Consider the following 21,434-nt stretch of genomic DNA (forward strand, 5'->3'; position numbering starts at 1 on the left):
AGTGTTGATGGTGATACCACGTGCTTTTTCTTCCGGTGCGTTATCGATCTGATCGAATGCACGAGCAGAACCGCCGTAGGTTTTAGCCAGTACGGTGGTGATTGCAGCGGTCAGAGTAGTTTTACCGTGGTCAACGTGGCCGATGGTGCCGACGTTAACGTGCGGTTTTGTACGTTCAAATTTTTCTTTAGACACGGCTATATTCCTTACTATAGTGCTCTCCCCTTATAGAGAGAGCACGGGATTTTGGTTTTTAACCTGCGGCTTATTTACCGCGGGCTTCGATTACGGCCTGAGCAACGTTGTTCGGCGCATCATCATACTTCAGGAATTCCATAGAGTAAGATGCACGACCTTTGGTCAGAGAACGCAGCTGAGTTGCATATCCGAACATTTCAGACAGCGGAACTTCAGCATGAATCTGAACACCAGTAGCGTTAGATTCCTGACCTTTCAACTGACCACGACGACGGCTAAGGTCACCGATGACGTCACCAGTGTTCTCTTCCGGCGTTTCTACTTCAACCTTCATAATCGGCTCAAGCAGAACAGGTTTCGCTTTCTTAAAGCCATCTTTGAAGGCGATAGAAGCAGCCAGTTTAAACGCCAGCTCAGAGGAGTCAACGTCATGGTAAGAACCGAAGTGCAGACGCACGCCCAGATCAACAACCGGATAGCCAGCCAGCGGGCCAGATTTCAGCTGTTCCTGGATGCCTTTATCAACGGCCGGGATGTATTCGCCAGGAATTACACCACCTTTGATGTCGTTGATGAACTCGTAGCCTTTCGGGTTTGAACCCGGCTCCAGCGGGTACATGTCGATAACAACATGACCGTACTGACCGCGACCACCAGACTGCTTAGCGTGTTTACCTTCGATATCGGTAACTTTCGCGCGAATCGCTTCACGGTAAGCAACCTGAGGTTTACCGACGTTCGCTTCAACGTTGAATTCACGCTTCATGCGGTCAACGATGATGTCGAGGTGCAGCTCACCCATACCGGCGATAATGGTCTGGTTAGATTCTTCGTCAGTCCATACGCGGAAAGACGGGTCTTCTTTAGCCAGACGGCCCAGAGCCAGACCCATTTTTTCCTGGTCAGCTTTGGTTTTCGGTTCTACCGCGATGGAGATTACCGGCTCAGGGAATTCCATACGCTCCAGAATGATCACGTGGTCTGGATCACAAATGGTGTCACCAGTTGTCACATCTTTCAGACCGATCGCAGCCGCGATATCGCCCGCGCGAACTTCTTTGATCTCTTCACGCTTGTTGGCGTGCATCTGTACGATACGACCAAAACGTTCACGAGCCGATTTCACTGGGTTGTAAACAGTATCACCGGAGTTAACCACGCCAGAGTACACGCGGAAGAAGGTCAGGTTACCCACGAACGGGTCGGTAGCGATTTTGAATGCCAGAGCAGCAAACGGCTCTTCATCGCTAGCGTGACGCTCAGCCGGAGTATCTTTACCGTCGTCCAGAATACCGTTGATCGCAGGTACGTCGACTGGGGATGGCAGGTAATCAATTACCGCATCCAGCATCGCCTGAACACCTTTGTTCTTGAACGCAGAACCACAGGTTACCAGGATGATTTCGTTGTTCAGAACGCGCTGACGCAGAGCAGTCTTGATCTCTTCTTCAGTCAGTTCTTCACCACCGAGGTATTTCTCCATCAGCTCTTCTGAAGCTTCTGCAGCGGACTCGATCAGGTTCTGGTGCCATTCTTCAGCCAGTTCCTGCATGTCTGCCGGAATATCTTCATAAGTGAAGGTTACGCCTGCGTCTTCTTCGTTCCAGTTGATGGCTTTCATTTTCACCAGGTCAACAACACCGGTGAAATGTTCTTCAGCACCAATAGCCAACTGCAGCGGAACAGGGTTCGCGCCCAGACGGGTTTTGATCTGACCAACAACTTTCAGGAAGTTCGCACCCATACGGTCCATTTTGTTAACGAACGCAATACGTGGAACTTTATATTTGTTAGCCTGACGCCATACGGTTTCAGACTGCGGCTGAACACCACCAACTGCGCAGTAAACCATTACTGCACCATCAAGCACACGCATGGAACGTTCTACTTCGATAGTGAAGTCAACGTGCCCCGGGGTGTCGATGATGTTTACGCGATGCGGTTCATACTGCTTGGCCATACCAGACCAGAATGCAGTAGTCGCTGCGGAGGTGATAGTAATACCACGCTCCTGCTCCTGTTCCATCCAGTCCATGGTGGCTGCGCCGTCATGAACTTCACCGATTTTATGGTTTACACCGGTGTAGAACAGAATACGTTCGGTAGTAGTGGTTTTACCGGCGTCGATGTGCGCACTGATACCGATGTTACGGTAGCGCGCGATGGGTGTTGTACGAGCCATTTGATTCCTCGTTTATCTTTTAGGCGTTCAATTTAAGTAGCCCAAAGCGGGCTGCTTACAAGAAGCGCCCGCCTGGTGACTATTACTCCGAAGGGATTACCAACGGTAGTGTGCGAACGCCTTGTTGGCTTCTGCCATACGGTGAACGTCTTCACGTTTCTTAACTGCAGTACCTTTGTTTTCTGCAGCATCAGAAAGTTCGTTCGCCAGGCGCAGAGCCATGGATTTATCACCGCGTTTACGAGCAGCTTCAACGATCCAACGCATTGCCAGAGCATTACGACGAACCGGACGGACTTCAACTGGTACCTGATAAGTAGAACCACCAACGCGGCGAGACTTAACTTCGACAGTCGGGCGCACGTTTTCGAGGGCTACTTCAAAGGCTTCCAGGCCATCTTTACCAGAGCGCTGAGCCAGGGTCTCCAGGGCGCTGTATACGATGGTTTCTGCAGTAGATTTTTTACCATCTACCATCAGGATGTTTACAAATTTAGCCAGCAGCTCTGATCCGAACTTAGGATCCGGCAGAATTTTACGCTGACCAATGACGCGACGACGTGGCATGGGAATACTCCGTTGTTAATTCAGGATTGTCCAAAACTCTACGAGTTTAGTTTGACATTAATATAAAACGTTTGGCCTTACTTAACGGAGAACCATTAAGCCTTAGGACGTTTCACGCCATACTTGGAACGTGATTGCTTACGGTCTTTAACGCCGGAGCAGTCAAGCGCACCACGAACGGTGTGGTAACGAACACCCGGAAGGTCTTTTACACGACCGCCACGGATCAGGATCACGGAGTGTTCCTGCAGGTTGTGACCTTCACCACCGATGTAGGAAGTCACTTCAAAACCGTTAGTCAAACGCACACGGCATACTTTACGCAGTGCGGAGTTTGGTTTTTTAGGAGTGGTGGTATATACACGGGTACATACACCACGTTTCTGCGGGCAGGCTTCCAGCGCAGGCACGTTGCTCTTTGCAACTTTGCGTGCGCGTGGTTTGCGTACCAGCTGGTTAACTGTTGCCATTAAATAGCTCCTGGTTTTAGCTTTTGCTTCGTAAACACGTAATAAAACGACCTCATACAATATGAGGACGCAGAATTTTAGGTCGGTGTCGAAAAGGTGTCAAGAAATATACAACGATCCCGCAATTACCAGGCAATCTGGTTGGGATGCTTCACCGTAAGTCTGACGAAGTCAGTATAGCTAACCCTGACGACACTGTCTGAAATTTGACCACCCAACCCGCGAGCCTTAATGTCTTCTTCCAGTACATAAACCTTAATGGAGGCATTTTGCAGCGTTTCAAGGAAACGGCTGCCTTCTATGGCTGCAGTCACGCCGTCCTGAAGCAATAAAAGCTCATCATCTGCGCCAACAAGACGCAGCAGGGAGGAGAAGTCGGTCAGCCACGCTGAGCGATGTAGAGTATGCAGCATGCGCGTTTAGAACCTCATAATGACGTCATAGTTGCCCAGTTCACGGCGCAGTTCTTCGGGTTCAAGTACCGTCGCATCGACAACGAATTTCATGTCCGTATCAAGGCCACGTTCGCGCAATGAGGCAGCGCACAGCCAACATTGTTCTATATCGTACAGCCCCAACAATTTGAAGGTCGCAATATAGTCCCGTGCCAGAATGAGATCAGGTTTTTGCTCTGGCAGGATTTGGAAGACGCCGTCCCCGATAAAAAAGACGCCGAGATCTTCTGTTAGTGCTGATGTCGCCAGTAGTGCATCCAGACCTTCACGGCCCGATGAGCTCCCGTGAGGCACGGTGGAAAATACAAAAGCAATTCGATTCATTAGAACTGCACCACGCGATCGCACGTCAGGGATGCCTCAGCGAGCGAACCCAGCCCACTAAGGTTAAAACCCGCTTGTAAATTAGCCCCAGCCAACGCCAACCTCTCAGCTTCCGTTTCATCAACCACACCTCGGCGAAGTGCCGCTGCCACGCAGATATTTAGCTCTACGCCATGCTGTTGATTAAGCTGTTGCCAGGCGCGAACCAGATCAAATTCATCACTGGCGGGCGACGTCAGCAGATTGGCGTTATACACCCCTTCCCGATAGAAAAAGACGCGGCTTAACTCATAGCCTTCTTCAATCAATGCGTGAGCAAATTGCAGTGCGCTGCTCGCCTGCTGCGTGCCATAAGCGGGTCCAGTCACGACGATAGCAAAGCGCATTACTTGTCTTGCCCCTGGAAATCGCCGCTTTTGAACTGGCGAATATAGAGGTAGACCGTATGCTTGGAGATGTTCAGGCGGTCAGCAACCTGGTTAATAGCATCTTTAATATCGAAGATACCTTTCTCATACAAGTTCAGGACAATCTGACGATTCTTCGCATTGTTGGAGACGTTACGATCGGCATTCACTTCTTCAATCGTGAACTCCAGCGTCTGGGTAACCAGATCCTCCACTGATGAGGCGAAGTTCACGGCAGAACCCACTTCTGGGGTTTCCGGTGGAATAAAGGTATTCATTATCTGCGAGAAAGGAACATCAAGGTTCATATTGATACACAGCAGACCAATTACGCGATGCTCACGGTTGCGAATGGCAATCGTCACCGACTTCATCAAGACACCGCTTTTCGCACGTGTGAAGTAACACTTCGACACGCTGCTATCCGCACCCGTCATATCATGCAGCATGCGCAACGCCAGATCGGTAATCGGTGAGCCGATTTTACGGCCCGTGTGTTCACCGTTAGCAATGCGAATAGCCGAGCATTTCAAATCCTGCAAAGAGTGCAATACGATTTCACAATGGGAACCAATGAGCATCGCCAACCCGTCCACTACCGCTTCGTAGGATTTAAGGATATCGAAGTCGGTTTGATCGAAAGGACGTTGATCCAGCAAATCTAGCTCACTGGTTTCGTTGGTTAAAAGCGACCTGGACATGAAAAAAAGCACTCCTTTTCAGGAGCCTGTCGTTATGTTGTCAGGGCAGGCTCATCACTATTAGGGGCATCTAAAGTAATACAGCGCACAAGGCGCTTTCCAGTATTAATTATATCCTGTCGATAATAAAAAACCGCCGCCCTGTGGGCGGCGGTTTTAGGTAACTTATTTTTTGCTGCTGTCTGCAGCTTTTTCAGCCGGGGCAACGGTTGGCTGAGCATCCGCTTTCGGTGCTGGTTTGATGTCCAACAGCTCAACATCAAACACCAGCGTGGAGTTTGCCGGGATACCCGGAACGCCGGTTTTGCCGTATGCCAGATCCGGTGGGATGACCAGCTGGATTTTACCGCCTTTCTTAATGTTTTTCAGACCTTCGGTCCAGCCTGGGATAACACCGTCAAGACGGAAAGAGAGCGGCTCACCACGCGTGTAAGAGTTATCAAACTCTTTACCATCGATCAGGGTACCTTTGTAGTTCACTACAACGGTATCGCTGTCCTTCGGCGCAGCGCCAGTACCTTCTTTCTCTACTTTGTAGACCAGGCCAGTAGCAGAGGTTTTAACGCCTTTCTCTTTAGCAAACTTCTCGCGGTACACTTTACCTTTGGCTTCGTTATCAGCCGCGTCTTTTTCCATTTTCGCCTGAGCGGAAGACTTCACGCGCGCTTCGAACGCCTGCAGGGTTTGCTCGATTTCCTGGTCGGACAGTTTGCTCTTATCTGCAAACGCGTCCTGAACACCCGCGATCAGCTGGTCTTTATCCAGCTTGATGCCCAGTTTTTCCTGCTCTTTCAGGGAATTTTCCATGTAACGACCCAGAGACGCGCCCAGCGCGTAAGCAGATTTTTGGTCGTCATTTTTGAATGCAGCTTTGCTGTCAGCAGTAGCAGCTGGTTTCGCAGCCTCGGCAGCTAAGGTGATCGGGGCATGCAGAGCTACGGCCATTGTGGTCGCCAGCAGCGTTACTTTAAACAGTGATTTCATCCATCTCTCCAGGGCCGGGGCATCTCACCCCAGGGTTAACTAACACAAAAATGTACTATAAAGCGTTGTAGAACAAATCAACATACAGGCACGCCCTATTATCACCACTTTTCAGACTCTTTTTGTTTAAATTAGTTTCGTCGCGAAGGAATGAGTGCTGTGCAAACAGGCAAATTTGAGTAGAATTCGCCGCAGTCCGCGATCTGCCGGAAATAACAGAAGAGGTGAATCATGCAGGATACAACGATGGAAACCCGCCTGGCTGAGCTGGAAAGTCGCCTGGCATTTCAGGAAATCACCATTGAAGAACTCAACGTGACGGTCACCGCTCACGAACTGGAAATGGCCAAACTGCGCGATCATCTGCGTCTATTGACGGAGAAGCTTAAAGCAACGCAGCCATCCCATATTGCGTCGCAGTCTGAAGAGACGCCACCACCGCATTATTAAGACGTAAAAAAAGCGGGGTTTCCCCGCTTTTTTTGTGCCGGATGACGACGTAAACGTCTTATCCGTCCTACGGTAGGCCTGATAAGCGTAGCGCCATCAGGCAATCATACCGATTAGTGGCAACCGCAGCCGCCGCCGTTACCTTTGCCTTTACCGCCGCCACCGCAGCAGCCTTCGCCGCCGTGTTCATGACCATGATCGTGGTCATGGCCGTGACCGCCGCAGCAACCATCGTGACCATGTTCGTGATCGTGGTCATGGCCGTTTGCACCGTGAACGTGGCCGTGAGCCAGTTCTTCTTCGGTTGCTTCACGGATAGCGATAACTTCTACGTTGAATTTCAGATTCTGGCCAGCCAGCATGTGGTTACCGTCAACCACGACGTGGTCATCTTCCACTTCGGTAATTTCTACCGGTACTGGACCCTGGTCGGTTTCCGCCAGGAAACGCATACCAACCTGCAGTTCGTCAACGCCCATGAAGACGTCTTTCGGTACGCGCTGCACCAGGTTTTCATCATACTGACCGTAAGCGTCGTTTGCGCCAACAGCAACATCGAATTTATCGCCAACTTCGTGACCGTCCAGCGCTGTTTCCAGGCCAGAAATCAGGGAACCGTGACCATGCAGGTAGTCCAGCGGTGCACTCACCGGAGACTCATCAACCAACACACCGTCTTCTGTACGTACCTGATAGGCCAGGCTGACCACCAGGTCCTTTGCTACTTTCATGATATCTCCTGAGCATGGAAAGAATAGTGGCGCAGATTGTAGCGGAATTCTGCACCTGTGTACCCTCTAGCTTAAAAAAAGCTGCGGCATATCGCTAGTCCGGATGAAAAATCCCTATCACTTGCTCTTCTTTGCGAACGTGATCGCGGGCTTCTTTATCCGCTTCCCGCATCTGATGACCACACTTAACACACTCAACAATATCGATATTATTTTCGCGCCACATCGCCAGTGAATCCTGCGCCTGGCAGGATGGGCATTTTGCACCTGCAATAAAACGTTTACGAATTGCCATGGTTATCCTCTACTCAAATTCATCCCAGCCGTCCGGCTGACGTCGCTCTCGCTGCATTTCACGCTGGAAAATCTCTTCCAGTTCGCGCCTGGCTTCTCGGGCTCGAGAGATTTGTACCGTATCTGTGTGGATAGGGATCAGCTCCCGCAACATGCTCATGTCCAGCCGACGAAAATGCAGCTGGGCACGCTGCGCCTGATGCGGGTGCATCCCCAATGACACCAGCGTTTTTCGCCCCAACGCCAGTGCGCTGGAGAAGGTTTCGCGGGAAAACTGTGTCACACCAGCCTGTATTAACTCATGCGCCTCTACTCGTCCGCGCGCGCGCGCAAGAATATGCAAATGAGGAAAATGCTGTTGGCACAATTCCACTAACTTCATCGTGTCTTCGGGTTCGTTACAGGTAATGACGATCGATTGTGCCGCTTCTGCACCGGCCGAACGTAACAGTTCCACCTGAGTGGCATCGCCGTAATACACCTTATAACCGTATTTACGCATCAGGTTCACCGCGCTGATATCCCGCTCCAGCACGGTAATACGCATTTTGTTCGCCATCAGCAAACGGCCAATTACCTGACCAAAGCGGCCAAATCCCACCACAATCACCTGCGGCTTATCGTCTTCCACCCAGGGTTTTTCATCTTCTTCATCCGGGCCGTTAATCTGGCGGGAGAGCCATTTATCAATCAGCTTCATCAATAGCGGCGTGGTCATCATCGATAGCGTGACGGCCACCAGCAGCAGCGCCATTTGATCGCCCTGAAACAGTCGCTGCGAGGACGCGGTTGAAAACAGTACGAACGCGAACTCGCCCCCCTGGCTTAATACTCCGGCAAACTGCATCCGTTCCGAACTTCTCATGCCATTCAGGCGCGCCAGCACATACAGTACCAGCGCTTTAACCACCACCAGCACAATAACGCTTACCGCCACCCACAGGATATGGGTATACAGCACGCCAAGATTGAGCGACATCCCCACAGAAATAAAGAACAGCCCCAACAGCAGCCCCTTGAAGGGATCGATAGCCGTTTCCAGCTCGTGTCGGTATTCGCTTTCCGCCAGCAACACACCGGCGATAAACGTCCCCAGCGCCATCGACAGCCCCAGCGCGTCCATGAATAAAGCAGAACCGAGCACCAACAACAGCGTGGCGGCGGTGAACACTTCCCGCACGCCGGAATCCGCAATAAAGCGGAAAACGGGGCGCAGCAAATAGCGTCCACCAATCAACATGCCAGCAAAAGCCAGCACCTTCATACCCACTTTGATCCAGTCAAAATGCTCATCGGCAGAGCCAGCCAATAACGGCACCAGCGCCAATGCCGGGATCACCGCCAGATCCTGAAACAGCAGTACCGAAAAGCCCAGCTGTCCAGATTCGCTGCGGTTCATCCCCTTTTCCCGCATTAACTGGAGCGCCATCGCAGTGGACGACATCGCCAGACCAATCCCCCCCACCACGGCTGCTTGCCAGGAGAAGTGGGTCAGCATCAGCAGCCCGGCCAAAATCACCGCGCTGAGCATCACCTGCGCGGCGCCGACGCCAAAGATAGAGCGCCGCAGTTGCCACAGTTTGGCCGGGTTAAGCTCCAGCCCAATAATGAACATCAGAAAGACCACACCCAGCTCGGAGAAATGGAGAATTTCATCCACATCGCTGATGAATCCTAATCCCCACGGCCCAATCGCCATCCCTGCAAGTAAATACCCTAACACCGGGCCGATACCCAGTTTTGACGCCAGCGGCACCGCCGCTACCGCCGCGAAGAGGAACAGCACTCCCGCAGTCAATAAATCAGAACCTTCCATCAGCGGCCTCCCACAGGGATTGGATTTGCCAGCCATTCACCATACGCTTTGGCATGGCTGTCCAGTTCCTGCTTCGTTTGCCGTCTGGCCCAGTAAACGATGATGGGGCTCATCCAATGCATTCGACACATACCGGCCGTCAGCTCAAAGGGGCGTAGCACATCGCTCATTGGATAGCGGTTCAGCGCGTCATAACGGTACGCGCTTTCGGGTTCACCGGTGGTGATGACGCTCCGCCAGTACTTTCCCGCCAGCTGGTTTCCTCCCAACCCGCTGGCAAATCCCCGGCTCAGCACGCGGTCAAACCACTCTTTGAGCAGCGCTGGACAGCTATAGGTATAAAGCGGATGCTGAAAAACAATCACATCATGGTCACGCAGCAGCGCCTGCTCATGCGGGATGTCGATAAAAAAATCAGGATAGTGCGCATAAAGATCGTGCACGGTAACATTACTGAGCTGCATGGCCGGTTTAAGCAGCACCCGGTTCGCGACCGAGTCCTGAGATTCCGGATGGGCATACAGCAGCAAAACTTTCGCTGGCTGGAACATCATCCCCCTCCCGGTTATGTCTTTGTCTATTGTCGGCGTTTTGGGCTACCATTGCGCCTCGGTGCGGCAAACCGCCCACACATTACATTATCATAATGATAAATTAACATAGTCTGAACATACGGCGCCTTATGATTGTTTTCTCCTCGTTACAAATTCGTCGCGGCGTGCGCGTCCTGCTGGAAAATGCCACGGCCACCATTAATCCAGGTCAGAAAGTGGGCCTGGTGGGTAAGAATGGCTGCGGTAAATCTACCCTGCTGGCATTGCTGAAAAATGAAATCAGCGCCGACGCTGGCGGGTTTACATACCCAGGTAACTGGCAGCTCGCCTGGGTAAATCAGGAAACGCCCGCGCTGGCTCAGCCAGCGCTGGAATACGTCATTGACGGCGACCGCGAGTATCGTCAACTGGAAGCGCAGTTAAACGAGGCTAACGAACGTAACGACGGGCATGCAATTGCCACCGTGCACGGCAAACTGGACGCCATCGACGCCTGGACCGTGCGCTCGCGTGCCGCCAGCCTGCTGCACGGCCTCGGTTTTTCTAACGAACAGCTTGAACGCCCGGTCAGCGATTTCTCCGGTGGCTGGCGCATGCGTCTCAACCTGGCGCAGGCGCTGATTTGCCGTTCAGACCTGCTGCTGCTCGATGAACCAACCAACCACCTCGATCTCGACGCCGTTATCTGGCTGGAAAGATGGCTGAAAAGCTATCAGGGCACGCTAATCCTTATCTCTCATGACCGCGACTTCCTCGATCCAGTGGTCGATAAAATTATTCATATCGAACAACAAACGATGTTCGAATACACCGGGAACTACAGCGCGTTTGAAGTGCAGCGTTCCACTCGTCTGGCGCAGCAACAGGCGATGTACGAAAGCCAGCAGGAGCGCGTGGCACATCTGCAAAGCTATATCGACCGATTCCGTGCGCAGGCCACCAAAGCCAAGCAAGCGCAGAGCCGTATCAAGATGCTGGAACGCATGGAGTTGATTGCCCCAGCCCATGTTGATAACCCGTTCCACTTCAGCTTCCGCGTGCCCGAAAGCCTGCCTAACCCGCTGCTGAAAATGGAGAAGGTCAGCGCCGGTTATGGCGAGAACATTATTCTCGACTCCATCAAGCTGAACCTGGTGCCAGGGTCACGCATCGGCCTGTTAGGCCGTAACGGCGCGGGTAAATCCACACTGATTAAACTGTTGGCAGGAGAACTGGCACCTATTAGCGGTGAAATCGGTCTGGCGAAAGGTATTAAGCTCGGTTACTTCGCCCAGCATCAGCTGGAATTTTTACGCGCGGATGAATCGCCCATTCAGCATCTGGCCCGCATGGCGCCACAGGAGTTAGAACAGAAGCTGCGTGATTACCTCGGCGGCTTCGGCTTCCAGGGCGATAAAGTCACCGAACAGACCGCTCGCTTCTCGGGGGGTGAAAAGGCACGACTGGTACTGGCGCTGATCGTCTGGCAGCGTCCGAATCTACTGCTGCTCGATGAACCGACTAACCACCTGGATCTCGACATGCGTCAGGCGCTGACCGAAGCGTTGATCGACTTTGAAGGCGCGCTGGTCGTGGTATCGCACGACCGTCACCTGATTCGCTCCACCACCGATGACCTCTATCTGGTTCATGATAAAAAAGTTGAGCCATTCGATGGTGACCTGGAAGATTATCAACAGTGGCTGAGCGACGTACAAAAGCAGGAAAGTCAAAGCGACGAACCGGCAAAAGAGAGCGTCAACAGCGCCCAGGCGCGTAAAGACCAGAAGCGCCGTGAAGCCGAACTGCGCACCCTGACCCAGCCGCTGCGTAAAGAGATCACCCGCCTCGAAAAAGAGATGGAGAAACTGCAGGCACAGCTGGCACAAGCGGAAGAAAAACTCGGTGACAGCGAGCTGTACGATCAAAGCCGCAAGGCCGAACTGACCGCATGTTTACAACAGCAAGCCAGCGCTAAATCCGGGCTGGAAGAGTGTGAAATGGCCTGGCTGGACGCGCAAGAGCAACTTGAGCAGATGTTGGGTGGGTGAGGTTTTGCCGGATGGCGACGCTGCCGCGTCTTATCCGGCCTACATAAAGCGTCCGGCCTGCTGCCCGTTGGCCGGATAAGGCGAAGCCGCCATCCGGCAAAAGCACAGCTTAGCGTTGCATCGCCAGACGCTGGCGGATATCTTCAAAATGTTCACGGTTAAACAGCTTGCCGTTGAGAAAACGGGTTTTCAGCTCTCCTTCCTGCTCTTGCTCCCACGTTTGTTCATCATGCAGACGCAATTCCCCCTGCTCATCGCGTGCTACGCGAAGCAAACCGCGGGCAGAGCGCTTTAAGCCATTGTCGGTTTTCGGCACTTTGAAAATCGTCCGGCCTTTGCCGTCAACCTCTCCCCAGGTCGCTTTCATCGCGAAGCCAAAGGTATCTCGCGTGTTGTACTGATAAGTAAACGATCCCACCCCGAACACTACGTTTGAGCTGGCAAAACCTTTAGCCTCGAGGCGACGCAAGATTTCATTTGCCCGCGCCAGCGTAATGGAGTCGCCATAAATCAGCCCCACATGCGGGTCGAGCACCTTATACCCTTTGGCGTTTACCGTGCCGCCAAAAATCTCCCACAGCACTTCCACGGAACCTTTTTCCTCTGGTGTACGTTCGGCACGATTATCGTCATCTAGCCCAGTGCCACACAGAATATCGACCGGATTACCGCTGTCCGGACGGAACACCACCCGCCCCTCACGCGCCAGAATAGTATGCTTCAGTTCCCGGGTATATTCCGTCAGCACCTGCCAGTAGTCCCAGGTATCGGAGACTATCGACACAAATCCCTGCGGGTACAGATCGGCAATCAGACGACGGAAGGTTTCGATCTCATGTTCACGCTCGCCCATGCACATCACGCTGTGCTCGGTGGCTGGAATGCTGGCGCCGATGAAATACGCCTCGCCGTCGGTGTAGTAATCACGGGCGTACAGCAGCGACGGAATACTGTCGGTGCCTTTAAAGCTCAGCAGATGCCCGCCGCCCGTCTGCATGGTGTCCTGCAATCCTGACATACCGCGAAACGAAAAGTCATGGCACTGGAAGTCAAGGTGCGTCATATCGCTACAGGTTTTTTCTGCCCAATGCGCACAGATTTTGCGGTAGTGGTGTGCGATGGTGGCATTGGTTGACGCTTTCCACAGCTCAGCCGACAGCACCGTTTCAAGGTAATTTACCAGCCAAAAAAACTCAGGTTGAGTATTGATGATGGTTAATACCGGCACCGCCATCGGCACTTTGCTGCCTTCATCCAGTGCTTTAATGTGCAACGGCAGATAGCCCAGTTGGTGCAGCGCACGAATGTGATCGACCGCCACGGCATCTTTTCCCAGATAACCGTCCATCACCTGCTTGTATTCACTGACCACCTCTTCCTGCGGTCGGGCAAAGAACGCCTCGTTAAACAAATCAACCAAAAACCACTGCAAAAAGCCCTGCAGACCGAAGAACACCAGCTTGCCATCCGGCAGCGGCGACGAGAAAAAGCGATCGCTGCGCGGGGTAAAGTTGGAATAGACCCGGCTGGTGCCCTGCGGATACTGCATGCGGTGAGACACTTTGTAGCCATCAATAGCCAAGATTGGATTCATTTTCATAACAGGTGTCTCCCTCAGGCGCGGTAAATCGCGTCAATGTCGATAAGTTCAAGCTGCGGATGGGCCAACGTCGAGGCCGCTAACGATGTGGTGGTGTAGAGGGCGTCAATGCCGTTGGCAAAAAGGTGCTCAACGCCCTTAGAAAAGATCCCGTGGGTGACGTACAGGCTGACACTGCACGCGCCGGCATCGCGTAAAACCTGGGCAGAGCCAATGAAGGTGCCGCCAGCGTCGCACAGGTCGTCGACAATCAGCACATCACGGTCTTTAACATCCCCGGCAACCAACGCGAAACCCGTCAGGTTGCCGCTGGCGACATCGCGTTTTTTGCTCAAAATGGCGTATTCAGCAACCCCTGCGGCTCTGGCGACAGCATCAATTTTCTTTAATGCTCCGGCATCCGGAGCCACCAGCATCAGCGCATTTTGCTGGAACTGGCGCTGCAAGGTCGCGCTTTGCAGCAGACAGACTTCCTGGGGAAGAGTGATGAAATTATCGATAGCCGCTGCCGCCGCGTCGCTGTGTGGGTCAAGGACCTTCACCTTGTCGAACTGCAACGTATTGAGCTGACGGGCAAAAACCTTCAGCGCAAAGCTGTCGCCCGCCACCATATGTCGGTCCTGGCGCGCCCACGGCAGCCAGGGAAGTTCAAGATGGCTGACCCGTACATCGGTCTGATGGCGCACCGCGTCGACCAACTGCGCCAATAGCATAAAGTCGTTCATATCGCGCATCGCCGTGGCACGAATGCGCATCTGGTGAGCGAAGGATGGCAATGCGTCGGTGACTTTCAACCAGACGGCCCCATCAGGAAAAATGCCGCTGGCAATAGCGTAAGCCTGGTCATCCAGCGTTAAGGTTAATTTTACGCTCATCTCGCTTCCCCTTTAAATTGTGTCCCTTCGACACAATAAATAATGTCCCTAAGACAATTATTAAGCAAGCATAAAATAAAGTATTTTTGAACATACGCTAATCATCTGATAATCAATGGAAAAAAAACGCACCTTGCCCACCGATACCGGACTGGTACACTTGGCAGCGTTGCACATCATCGTGAGTACCTTATGACCACCGAAGCCGACTACCTGAATCAGTACGATGCCCGCCGCTTTCCCTCCCCGCTGGTAACGGTGGATAGCGTGTTGTTTACCGTGCATCAACAGGCGCTGTGCGTGCTGCTGGTCGAACGGGCAAACCAGCCGCAGAAAGGACGCTGGGGATTACCCGGCGGCTTTATTGATATGGCACACGATGATTCCACTCGCGCCACAGCGCTGCGTAAACTCACTGAAAAAACAGGCGTTTCGCCTTCGTGGCTGGAACAGCTGGACACGTTTTCCGGGCCAGATCGTGACCCGCGTGGCTGGAGCCTGACGATCACCTGGTTTGCGCTGATCGCCTGGGTGGACTGCGAACCGCATATTGCCAGCGTCAGCGATGCCCGCTGGGTCCCGGTTGATAAGCTTGCCGACTATCCGCTGGCCTTTGACCACCAGGCGATCATTGATGCAGCCCTGAACCGGCTGCGGCAAAAAACGAAGTATTCTTTACTGCCCGTTTATTGTTTGCCGGATACCTTTACTCATGGTCAGCTACAGGAAGCCACAGAGGTTATCCTCGGCCAGCCGATTCAGCGCAAAAGCCTGATCCGCCGCTTTGAGGCCTCAGATATGTTTGAAGATACCGGTGAAAGCATGGCCACCGGCACGCGGAAAGCCCGCCTGTGGCGACGTAAACCGGGTGTGGATTTTCATCTTTTCTCACGTAACCTGCTGGCTGAATAAGTACAAAATCACATATTGGCTAACCCGCAGGCCCTGCGCGCGGTATAGTTGCTGTTTTCGATGATTAATTGCTCTGGTGTTATGGTTGAAATCACTCCAACAGAAATGAATCTCCCTGCCGATGATTCGCGAGAATTCCGCCCGATGCGCGGGATAAGTAATCGCCATCTGCAAACCATGCTGCCGCGTTTAATTCGCCGTAAGGTGAAGTTCGACGCCCACTGGCAGCGTCTGGAATTACCCGACGGCGACTTTGTCGATCTGGCATGGAGTGAAGATCCGCATCAGGCGAAGCACAAACCGCGTCTGGTGGTTTTTCACGGTCTGGAAGGTAGCCTGAACAGCCCGTACGCCCACGGTCTGATTGAGGCGGCGCAAAAGCGCGGCTGGTTAGGCGTAGTGATGCATTTTCGCGGTTGCAGCGGCGAGCCGAATCGCCTGAACCGCATTTATCACTCCGGCGAGACCGAGGACGGTACCTGGTTTTTACGCTGGCTGGAGCGCGAGTTCGGCCGCGTGCCAACCGCAGCGGTCGGCTACTCGCTCGGTGGCAACATGCTGGCCTGCCTGCTGGCAAAAGAGGGCACCGACATTCCAATTGATGCGGCGGTTATCGTCTCTGCGCCGTTCGTGCTGGAAGCCTGTAGTTATCATATGGAGACCGGTTTCTCCCGCGTCTATCAGCGCTATTTGCTCAATCTGTTGAAAGCCAATGCCTCGCGTAAGCTCGAAGCTTATCCTGGCTCGCTGCCGGTAAGCCTAGCACAGCTGAAGTCCCTGCGCCGCATTCGTGACTTTGACGATCTGATCACCGCCAAAATCCACGGTTTTGCCGATGCGATAGACTATTATCGTCAGTGTAGCGCCATGCCACTACTCAACCTGATCGCTAAACCGACGCTGATTATTCACGCCAAGGACGATCCGTTTATGGATCACCACGTGATCCCCAAACCGGAAAATCTGCCCTCACAGGTGGAATATCAGTTAACCGAGCACGGTGGACACGTCGGGTTTATTAGCGGCACGCTGCGCCATCCTGAGATGTGGCTGGAATCCCGTATCCCCGACTGGCTGACAACGTATCTGGAGGCATAAACATGATCATCCCCTGGCAGGATATCTCCCCCGACGCGCTGGACAATCTGATTGAAAGCTTTGTCTTGCGCGAAGGCACCGATTATGGTGAACATGAACGCTCGCTCGAACAAAAAGTTGCCGACGTCAGACGCCAGCTACAATCAGGTGAAGCCGTGCTGGTGTGGTCCGAACTGCATGAAACGGTCAATATCATGCCGCGGGGGCATCTTCACGAGTAACCTGCTGCCGTTGGCCGACTATAATAAAAATCCAACCTATTTATGGAGTTGTTATGTCTGCCAAACATCCGGTGATTGCGGTAACAGGATCCAGCGGCGCGGGGACCACCACCACCAGCCTCGCGTTTCGTAAAATTTTCGCTCAGTTAAATCTGCGCGCTGCCGAGGTGGAAGGCGACAGTTTTCACCGCTATACCCGTCCGGAAATGGACATGGCGATCCGCAAAGCGCGGGATGCCGGGCGGCACATCAGCTATTTTGGCCCCGAAGCCAACGACTTCGGCCTGCTGGAACAAACCTTCAGCGAGTATGGTCAGACCGGCAAAGGCCAGTCACGAAAATATCTGCACACTTACGATGAAGCCGTACCGTGGAATCAGGTGCCGGGGACGTTTACCCCGTGGCAACCGCTGCCTGAACCGACGGATGTCTTATTCTATGAAGGCCTGCACGGTGGCGTGGTGACGCCTCAGCAAAACGTGGCGCGGCACGTTGATCTGCTGGTCGGCGTGGTTCCGATCGTCAATCTTGAGTGGATCCAGAAGCTGACCCGCGACACCAGCGAGCGTGGACATTCCCGTGAAGCGGTAATGGACTCGGTGGTGCGCTCCATGGACGATTACATCAATTACATTACGCCGCAGTTTTCCCGTACGCATATTAACTTCCAGCGCGTACCGACCGTCGACACGTCAAACCCCTTTGCCGCCAAAAGCATTCCGTCACTGGATGAAAGCTTTGTAGTGATTCATTTTCGTAATCTGGAAGGCATCGACTTCCCGTGGCTGCTGGCGATGCTGCAGGGCTCATTCATTTCCCATATCAATACATTAGTGGTGCCGGGCGGCAAAATGGGTCTGGCAATGGAATTGATTATGCTGCCGCTGGTCCAGCGACTGATGGAAGGTAAGAAGATCGAGTGATGTGGTCTTTTGCCGGATGGCGGCTGATGCCTTATCCGGCCTACGCGTTTATATCATGTAGGCCTGATAAGTGTAACGCCATCAGGCATGGCATCACGCAGCAGCAATCACTTCATAGGAATGGGTAATATTCACCGCTTTTTCCAGCATCAGCGCCACGGAGCAGTATTTCTCTGCGGAGAGGTCAACGGCGCGAGACACCGAAGCGTCTTTCAGATCGTTGCCGGTAACGATGAAATGCAGATTAATATGGGTAAACAGACGCGGCGCTTCTTCACGACGCTCGGAAGTGAGCTTCACTTCGCAGTTGGTCACATCCTGACGACCCTTTTGCAGGATCGACACCACATCAATTGCGCTACAGCCACCCGCAGCCATGAGTACCATTTCCATCGGGCTCGGCGCTTTATCACCGGAGTTACCGTCCATCAAGATTTGGTGGCCTGAGGCGGACTCACCGAGGAAGGTTAACCCCTCAACCCACTTTACACGCGCTTGCATATTTCGTAACTCCAATGTTTCAATTTTCCTGACAGATTACGCGTACATAACAATTCTCGCAACGGAAGGCGACCTGAGTCATGCTGAAGCGAGACACCAGGAGACACACGGCGAAAGCTATGCTAAAACAGTCAGGATGCTACAGTAATACATTGACGTACTGCATGTATGCAGAGGACATCACATTACAGGCTGCAGTTCACTTTTTAGCAGCCCCTTTCCCAGGTAGCGGGAAGCATATTTTTGCAACCCCAGAGGCAGCGTCGTGTTCTGACTCTGGAGACAGCTTATAACAGAGGATAACCGCGCATGGTGCTTGGCAAACCGCAAACAGACCCGACTCTCGAATGGTTCTTGTCTCATTGCCATATTCATAAGTACCCATCGAAGAGCACGCTGATTCACCAGGGTGAAAAAGCGGAAACGTTGTATTACATCGTTAAAGGCTCAGTGGCAGTGCTGATCAAAGATGAAGAAGGGAAAGAAATGATCCTCTCTTATCTGAATCAGGGCGATTTCATTGGTGAATTAGGCCTGTTTGAAGAAGGCCAGGAACGTAGCGCCTGGGTACGTGCCAAAACCGCATGTGAAGTTGCTGAAATTTCATACAAAAAATTTCGTCAATTAATCCAGGTTAACCCGGATATTCTGATGCGCCTGTCTTCTCAGATGGCTCGTCGCCTGCAGGTAACGTCCGAAAAAGTGGGCAACCTGGCCTTCCTGGATGTCACCGGTCGTATCGCCCAGACCCTGTTGAACCTGGCGAAACAACCTGATGCGATGACCCACCCGGACGGCATGCAGATCAAAATCACCCGTCAGGAAATTGGCCAGATCGTTGGCTGCTCCCGTGAAACCGTTGGTCGTATCCTGAAAATGCTGGAAGATCAGAACCTGATCTCCGCACACGGTAAGACCATCGTCGTCTACGGCACGCGTTAACCTCATCGAAATGGCGCGTTACCTGGTAATGCGCCATTTTTGTTTGCACCGATGTGGCGAAGACTGATTTATCACCCAGAGATCAACTACGCACTACGACAAACGCTGGTGCTGTGTTTACCCGTGGCTGTAGGTCTTATCATCGGTCAGCTTCATCTGGGGCTGCTGTTCTCCCTCGTCCCCGCCTGCTGCAACATTGCCGGTCTTGATACCCCGCATAAGCGATTTTTTAAACGCTTAGTTATTGGCGCGTCACTGTTTGCCGGATGTAGCCTGATCATGCAGCTATTGCTGGCAGAAAGCATTGCGCTCCCGCTGATCCTTACCGGCCTGACACTGATTCTCGGCGTGACCGCCGAGTTAAGCCCGCTGCATGCACGACTGCTGCCCGCCTCACTGATTGCGGCAATTTTCACGCTAAGCCTGGCTGGCAACATGCCGGTCTGGGAACCGCTGCTGATCTATGCGCTGGGAACATTGTGGTACGGCGCGTTCAACTGGTTCTGGTTCTGGCTGTGGCGTGAGCAGCCGCTGCGCGAATCGCTCAGCCTGTTATATCGCGAACTGGCCGATTACTGCGAAGCGAAATACAGCCTGCTAACCCAGCACGTCGATCCCGAAAAAGCGCTGCCCCCGCTGCTGGTTCGCCAGCAAAAAGCAGTGGATCTGATCACCCAGTGCTATCAGCAAATGCATATGCTGTCGGCACATCACAACAACGAGTACAAACGCCTGCTGCGGGCCTTTCAGGAGGCGCTGGATTTGCAGGAGCATATTTCCGTCAGCCTGCATCAACCGGAAGAGGTGCAGAAGCTGGTCGAACGCAGTCATGCAGAACAGGTGATTCGCTGGAATGCGCGCACCGTCGCCGCGCGCCTGCGTGTGCTGGCAGACGACATTCTGTATCACCGCTTGCCAACACGCTTTTCGATGGAAAAACAGATTGGCACGCTGGAGAAAATTGCCAACCAGCACCCGGAAAATCCGGTCGGGCAGTTTTGCTACTGGCACTTTAGCCGCATTGCCCGCGTGCTGCGCACCCAGCGTCCGCTGTATGCCCGGGATTTAATGGCCGACAAACAGCGCCGCCTGCCGTTACTCCCGGCCCTGAAAAACTATCTGTCGCTGAAATCTCCCGCGTTGCGTAATGCCGGGCGTATCAGCGTCATGCTGAGCATCGCCAGCCTGATGGGCAGCGCCTTACACCTGCCCAAACCTTATTGGATCCTGATGACGGTCCTGTTCGTCACGCAAAATGGCTACGGTGCCACACGGGTACGCATTCTGCATCGTTCGCTGGGCACGCTTGTCGGGCTGGTGATTGCCGGCGTCACGCTGCACTTTCATATTCCGGAAGGGTTTACGCTGGCGGCCATGCTGGTCATCACCCTCGTCAGTTATCTGATCATGCGCAAAAACTACGGCTGGGCCACCGTCGGCTTTACGGTTACGGCGGTGTATACCCTGCAGTTGCTGACGCTGAACGGGGAACAGTTTATTGTGCCGCGTTTTGTCGATACGGTGCTGGGCTGTTTGATTGCCTTTGGCGGCACGCTGTGGCTGTGGCCACAGTGGCAGAGCGGCCTGCTGCGAAAAAACGCCCACGATGCGCTGGAAGCCGACCAGGAAGCCATTCGCCTGATTCTCAGCAACGATCCGCAGGCCACACCGCTGGCGTATCAGCGTATGCGGGTCAACCAGGCGCATAACACGCTGTTTAACTCACTGAACCAGGCGATGCAGGAGCCAGGATTTAACTCACATTACCTGGCCGATATGAAACTGTGGGTCACGCACAGCCAGTTCATCGTCGAACATATTAATGCGATGACCACGCTGGCCCGGGAGCACACCATGTTGACGCCGGATTTGGCGCAGCGGTATCTGGAATCCTGCGAAATTGCAATTCAGCGCTGTCAGCAGCGGCTGGAATATGACGGGCCGGGAAGCTCTGGTGATGTGAACATTCTCGAGTCGTCGGAAATGCTGTCCCACGGTCCATTAAGTACCCTGGAGCAGCATCTGCAACGTATACTGGGGCATCTGAATACCATGCACACCATTTCGTCGGTGGCATGGCGTCAACGCCCGCACCACGGTATCTGGCTGAGCCGCCGGTTGCGGGATATGAAAGGTTAAGAGATTTGCCGGATGGCGGCGTAAACGCCTTATCCGGCCTACGGAGTAAGGTGTGATTCG

At 53.2% G+C, this 21,434-nt stretch carries 24 protein-coding genes; 8 read left to right on the top strand and 16 right to left on the bottom strand.

Features of this window, described 5'->3' with window-relative positions; genetic code table 11:
• From QNN86_RS09020 to fkpA, 9 genes are all read right to left on the bottom strand, one after another.
• A partial coding sequence (locus QNN86_RS09020) for a GTP-binding protein (RefSeq protein WP_004929415.1) occupies positions 1–195 on the bottom strand: 195 nt, incomplete at its 3' end.
• A gap of 70 nt (positions 196–265) precedes the next feature.
• Complete coding sequence (fusA, locus tag QNN86_RS09025; RefSeq protein WP_182270818.1) at positions 266–2,380, bottom strand: elongation factor G; 2,115 nt, start codon at positions 2,378–2,380, stop codon at positions 266–268.
• A gap of 96 nt (positions 2,381–2,476) precedes the next feature.
• Positions 2,477–2,947 carry a 30S ribosomal protein S7 gene (gene rpsG, locus QNN86_RS09030; protein ID WP_016154763.1) on the bottom strand — a complete coding sequence of 157 codons (471 nt, stop codon included), beginning with the start codon at positions 2,945–2,947 and terminating at the stop codon, positions 2,477–2,479.
• Positions 2,948–3,042: 95 nt separating this feature from the next.
• Positions 3,043–3,417: a 30S ribosomal protein S12 gene (gene rpsL / locus QNN86_RS09035; protein WP_003023654.1), complete on the bottom strand. Its 375-nt coding sequence runs from the start codon at positions 3,415–3,417 to the stop codon at positions 3,043–3,045.
• Between the two features lie 125 nt (positions 3,418–3,542).
• Entirely contained in the window at positions 3,543–3,830 is a 288-nt protein-coding gene (gene tusB, locus QNN86_RS09040; RefSeq protein ID WP_117342444.1) for a sulfurtransferase complex subunit TusB, read from the bottom strand.
• A gap of 6 nt (positions 3,831–3,836) precedes the next feature.
• Positions 3,837–4,196, bottom strand: coding sequence for a sulfurtransferase complex subunit TusC (tusC, locus tag QNN86_RS09045; RefSeq protein ID WP_182270817.1), 360 nt, complete (start codon positions 4,194–4,196; stop codon positions 3,837–3,839).
• On the bottom strand, positions 4,196–4,582 hold the full coding sequence (gene tusD, locus QNN86_RS09050) for a sulfurtransferase complex subunit TusD (RefSeq protein ID WP_182270816.1): 387 nt from the start codon (positions 4,580–4,582) through the stop codon (positions 4,196–4,198). The genes tusC and tusD overlap by 1 nt, the downstream gene beginning before the upstream one ends.
• Positions 4,582–5,304 carry a transcriptional regulator gene (locus tag QNN86_RS09055; RefSeq protein WP_003023643.1) on the bottom strand — a complete coding sequence of 241 codons (723 nt, stop codon included), beginning with the start codon at positions 5,302–5,304 and terminating at the stop codon, positions 4,582–4,584. Before QNN86_RS09055 ends, tusD begins: the two co-directional genes overlap by 1 nt.
• Before the next feature lie 165 nt (positions 5,305–5,469).
• Positions 5,470–6,288, bottom strand: a complete 819-nt coding sequence (fkpA, locus tag QNN86_RS09060; RefSeq protein WP_182270815.1) for an FKBP-type peptidyl-prolyl cis-trans isomerase — start codon at positions 6,286–6,288, stop codon at positions 5,470–5,472.
• A gap of 231 nt (positions 6,289–6,519) precedes the next feature.
• On the opposite strand from fkpA, the gene QNN86_RS09065 reads away from it, so the two are divergent.
• On the top strand, positions 6,520–6,738 hold the full coding sequence (locus tag QNN86_RS09065; RefSeq protein ID WP_003023639.1) for a protein SlyX: 219 nt from the start codon (positions 6,520–6,522) through the stop codon (positions 6,736–6,738).
• A gap of 113 nt (positions 6,739–6,851) precedes the next feature.
• Here QNN86_RS09065 and slyD read toward each other — a convergent pair whose 3' ends face one another.
• The 4 genes from slyD to kefG all read right to left on the bottom strand — a co-directional run bounded on the left by slyD (position 6,852) and on the right by kefG (position 10,130).
• Entirely contained in the window at positions 6,852–7,469 is a 618-nt protein-coding gene (gene slyD / locus QNN86_RS09070) for a peptidylprolyl isomerase (protein ID WP_115257335.1), read from the bottom strand.
• 94 nt (positions 7,470–7,563) lie between these two features.
• Entirely contained in the window at positions 7,564–7,764 is a 201-nt protein-coding gene (locus QNN86_RS09075; protein WP_042322806.1) for a YheV family putative zinc ribbon protein, read from the bottom strand.
• Between the two features lie 9 nt (positions 7,765–7,773).
• On the bottom strand, positions 7,774–9,579 hold the full coding sequence (gene kefB, locus QNN86_RS09080) for a glutathione-regulated potassium-efflux system protein KefB (protein ID WP_414210980.1): 1,806 nt from the start codon (positions 9,577–9,579) through the stop codon (positions 7,774–7,776).
• The gene (gene kefG, locus QNN86_RS09085; protein WP_137398838.1) at positions 9,579–10,130 is read right to left on the bottom strand and encodes a glutathione-regulated potassium-efflux system ancillary protein KefG; all 552 of its coding nucleotides are present in this window, start codon (positions 10,128–10,130) and stop codon (positions 9,579–9,581) included. Before kefG ends, kefB begins: the two co-directional genes overlap by 1 nt.
• A gap of 131 nt (positions 10,131–10,261) precedes the next feature.
• Between kefG and QNN86_RS09090 the strand changes: the two genes are divergently transcribed.
• On the top strand, positions 10,262–12,163 hold the full coding sequence (locus tag QNN86_RS09090) for an ABC transporter ATP-binding protein (RefSeq protein ID WP_181618441.1): 1,902 nt from the start codon (positions 10,262–10,264) through the stop codon (positions 12,161–12,163).
• Positions 12,164–12,272: 109 nt separating this feature from the next.
• On the opposite strand, the gene QNN86_RS09095 is transcribed toward QNN86_RS09090, so the two are convergent.
• Positions 12,273–13,763 (bottom strand): nicotinate phosphoribosyltransferase, encoded by a 1,491-nt coding sequence (locus QNN86_RS09095; protein WP_279277584.1) that lies wholly within the window; start codon positions 13,761–13,763, stop codon positions 12,273–12,275.
• 14 nt (positions 13,764–13,777) lie between these two features.
• The gene (prs, locus tag QNN86_RS09100) at positions 13,778–14,638 is read right to left on the bottom strand and encodes a ribose-phosphate diphosphokinase (RefSeq protein ID WP_414210982.1); all 861 of its coding nucleotides are present in this window, start codon (positions 14,636–14,638) and stop codon (positions 13,778–13,780) included.
• 192 nt (positions 14,639–14,830) lie between these two features.
• On the opposite strand from prs, the gene QNN86_RS09105 reads away from it, so the two are divergent.
• The 4 genes from QNN86_RS09105 (at position 14,831) to QNN86_RS09120 (ending at position 17,792) form a co-directional block, all read left to right on the top strand.
• On the top strand, positions 14,831–15,550 hold the full coding sequence (locus QNN86_RS09105) for an NUDIX hydrolase (protein WP_181618438.1): 720 nt from the start codon (positions 14,831–14,833) through the stop codon (positions 15,548–15,550).
• Positions 15,551–15,631: 81 nt separating this feature from the next.
• Positions 15,632–16,648, top strand: coding sequence for a hydrolase (locus tag QNN86_RS09110; protein WP_414210983.1), 1,017 nt, complete (start codon positions 15,632–15,634; stop codon positions 16,646–16,648).
• A 2-nt stretch (positions 16,649–16,650) separates the two neighbouring features.
• On the top strand, positions 16,651–16,869 hold the full coding sequence (locus QNN86_RS09115; protein ID WP_181618436.1) for a YheU family protein: 219 nt from the start codon (positions 16,651–16,653) through the stop codon (positions 16,867–16,869).
• A gap of 53 nt (positions 16,870–16,922) precedes the next feature.
• Positions 16,923–17,792: a phosphoribulokinase gene (locus tag QNN86_RS09120; RefSeq protein WP_096759302.1), complete on the top strand. Its 870-nt coding sequence runs from the start codon at positions 16,923–16,925 to the stop codon at positions 17,790–17,792.
• Between the two features lie 93 nt (positions 17,793–17,885).
• On the opposite strand, the gene QNN86_RS09125 is transcribed toward QNN86_RS09120, so the two are convergent.
• The gene (locus tag QNN86_RS09125) at positions 17,886–18,293 is read right to left on the bottom strand and encodes an OsmC family protein (protein WP_181618435.1); all 408 of its coding nucleotides are present in this window, start codon (positions 18,291–18,293) and stop codon (positions 17,886–17,888) included.
• Positions 18,294–18,602: 309 nt separating this feature from the next.
• Between QNN86_RS09125 and crp the strand changes: the two genes are divergently transcribed.
• Complete coding sequence (gene crp, locus QNN86_RS09130; protein ID WP_000242758.1) at positions 18,603–19,235, top strand: cAMP-activated global transcriptional regulator CRP; 633 nt, start codon at positions 18,603–18,605, stop codon at positions 19,233–19,235.
• Positions 19,236–19,286: 51 nt separating this feature from the next.
• On the top strand, positions 19,287–21,374 hold the full coding sequence (locus QNN86_RS09135) for a YccS/YhfK family putative transporter (protein ID WP_181619440.1): 2,088 nt from the start codon (positions 19,287–19,289) through the stop codon (positions 21,372–21,374).
• Positions 21,375–21,434 lie beyond the last annotated feature (60 nt).

The sequence above is a fragment of the Citrobacter sp. C348 genome, from assembly GCF_047467975.1.
GTDB classification, from domain to species: Bacteria; Pseudomonadota; Gammaproteobacteria; order Enterobacterales; family Enterobacteriaceae; genus Citrobacter; species Citrobacter gillenii.

Excerpts from the sequence above, each read along its gene's own strand:
- slyD (WP_115257335.1), bottom strand. The coding sequence starts at position 7,469 with ATGAAAGTAGCAAAGGACCTGGTGGTCAGCCTGGCCTATCAGGTACGT.
- fkpA (WP_182270815.1), bottom strand. The coding sequence starts at position 6,288 with ATGAAATCACTGTTTAAAGTAACGCTGCTGGCGACCACAATGGCCGTA.
- QNN86_RS09095 (WP_279277584.1), bottom strand. The coding sequence starts at position 13,763 with ATGAAAATGAATCCAATCTTGGCTATTGATGGCTACAAAGTGTCTCAC.
- QNN86_RS09120 (WP_096759302.1), top strand. The coding sequence starts at position 16,923 with ATGTCTGCCAAACATCCGGTGATTGCGGTAACAGGATCCAGCGGCGCG.
- QNN86_RS09105 (WP_181618438.1), top strand. The coding sequence starts at position 14,831 with ATGACCACCGAAGCCGACTACCTGAATCAGTACGATGCCCGCCGCTTT.
- QNN86_RS09135 (WP_181619440.1), top strand. The coding sequence starts at position 19,287 with ATGTGGCGAAGACTGATTTATCACCCAGAGATCAACTACGCACTACGA.
- kefG (WP_137398838.1), bottom strand. The coding sequence starts at position 10,130 with ATGTTCCAGCCAGCGAAAGTTTTGCTGCTGTATGCCCATCCGGAATCT.
- tusB (WP_117342444.1), bottom strand. The coding sequence starts at position 3,830 with ATGCTGCATACTCTACATCGCTCAGCGTGGCTGACCGACTTCTCCTCC.
- prs (WP_414210982.1), bottom strand. The coding sequence starts at position 14,638 with ATGAGCGTAAAATTAACCTTAACGCTGGATGACCAGGCTTACGCTATT.
- tusC (WP_182270817.1), bottom strand. The coding sequence starts at position 4,196 with ATGAATCGAATTGCTTTTGTATTTTCCACCGTGCCTCACGGGAGCTCA.
- rpsL (WP_003023654.1), bottom strand. The coding sequence starts at position 3,417 with ATGGCAACAGTTAACCAGCTGGTACGCAAACCACGCGCACGCAAAGTT.
- QNN86_RS09115 (WP_181618436.1), top strand. The coding sequence starts at position 16,651 with ATGATCATCCCCTGGCAGGATATCTCCCCCGACGCGCTGGACAATCTG.
- QNN86_RS09065 (WP_003023639.1), top strand. The coding sequence starts at position 6,520 with ATGCAGGATACAACGATGGAAACCCGCCTGGCTGAGCTGGAAAGTCGC.
- QNN86_RS09055 (WP_003023643.1), bottom strand. The coding sequence starts at position 5,304 with ATGTCCAGGTCGCTTTTAACCAACGAAACCAGTGAGCTAGATTTGCTG.
- QNN86_RS09075 (WP_042322806.1), bottom strand. The coding sequence starts at position 7,764 with ATGGCAATTCGTAAACGTTTTATTGCAGGTGCAAAATGCCCATCCTGC.
- QNN86_RS09090 (WP_181618441.1), top strand. The coding sequence starts at position 10,262 with ATGATTGTTTTCTCCTCGTTACAAATTCGTCGCGGCGTGCGCGTCCTG.
- rpsG (WP_016154763.1), bottom strand. The coding sequence starts at position 2,947 with ATGCCACGTCGTCGCGTCATTGGTCAGCGTAAAATTCTGCCGGATCCT.
- QNN86_RS09125 (WP_181618435.1), bottom strand. The coding sequence starts at position 18,293 with ATGCAAGCGCGTGTAAAGTGGGTTGAGGGGTTAACCTTCCTCGGTGAG.
- fusA (WP_182270818.1), bottom strand. The coding sequence starts at position 2,380 with ATGGCTCGTACAACACCCATCGCGCGCTACCGTAACATCGGTATCAGT.
- crp (WP_000242758.1), top strand. The coding sequence starts at position 18,603 with ATGGTGCTTGGCAAACCGCAAACAGACCCGACTCTCGAATGGTTCTTG.
- tusD (WP_182270816.1), bottom strand. The coding sequence starts at position 4,582 with ATGCGCTTTGCTATCGTCGTGACTGGACCCGCTTATGGCACGCAGCAG.
- kefB (WP_414210980.1), bottom strand. The coding sequence starts at position 9,579 with ATGGAAGGTTCTGATTTATTGACTGCGGGAGTGCTGTTCCTCTTCGCG.
- QNN86_RS09110 (WP_414210983.1), top strand. The coding sequence starts at position 15,632 with ATGGTTGAAATCACTCCAACAGAAATGAATCTCCCTGCCGATGATTCG.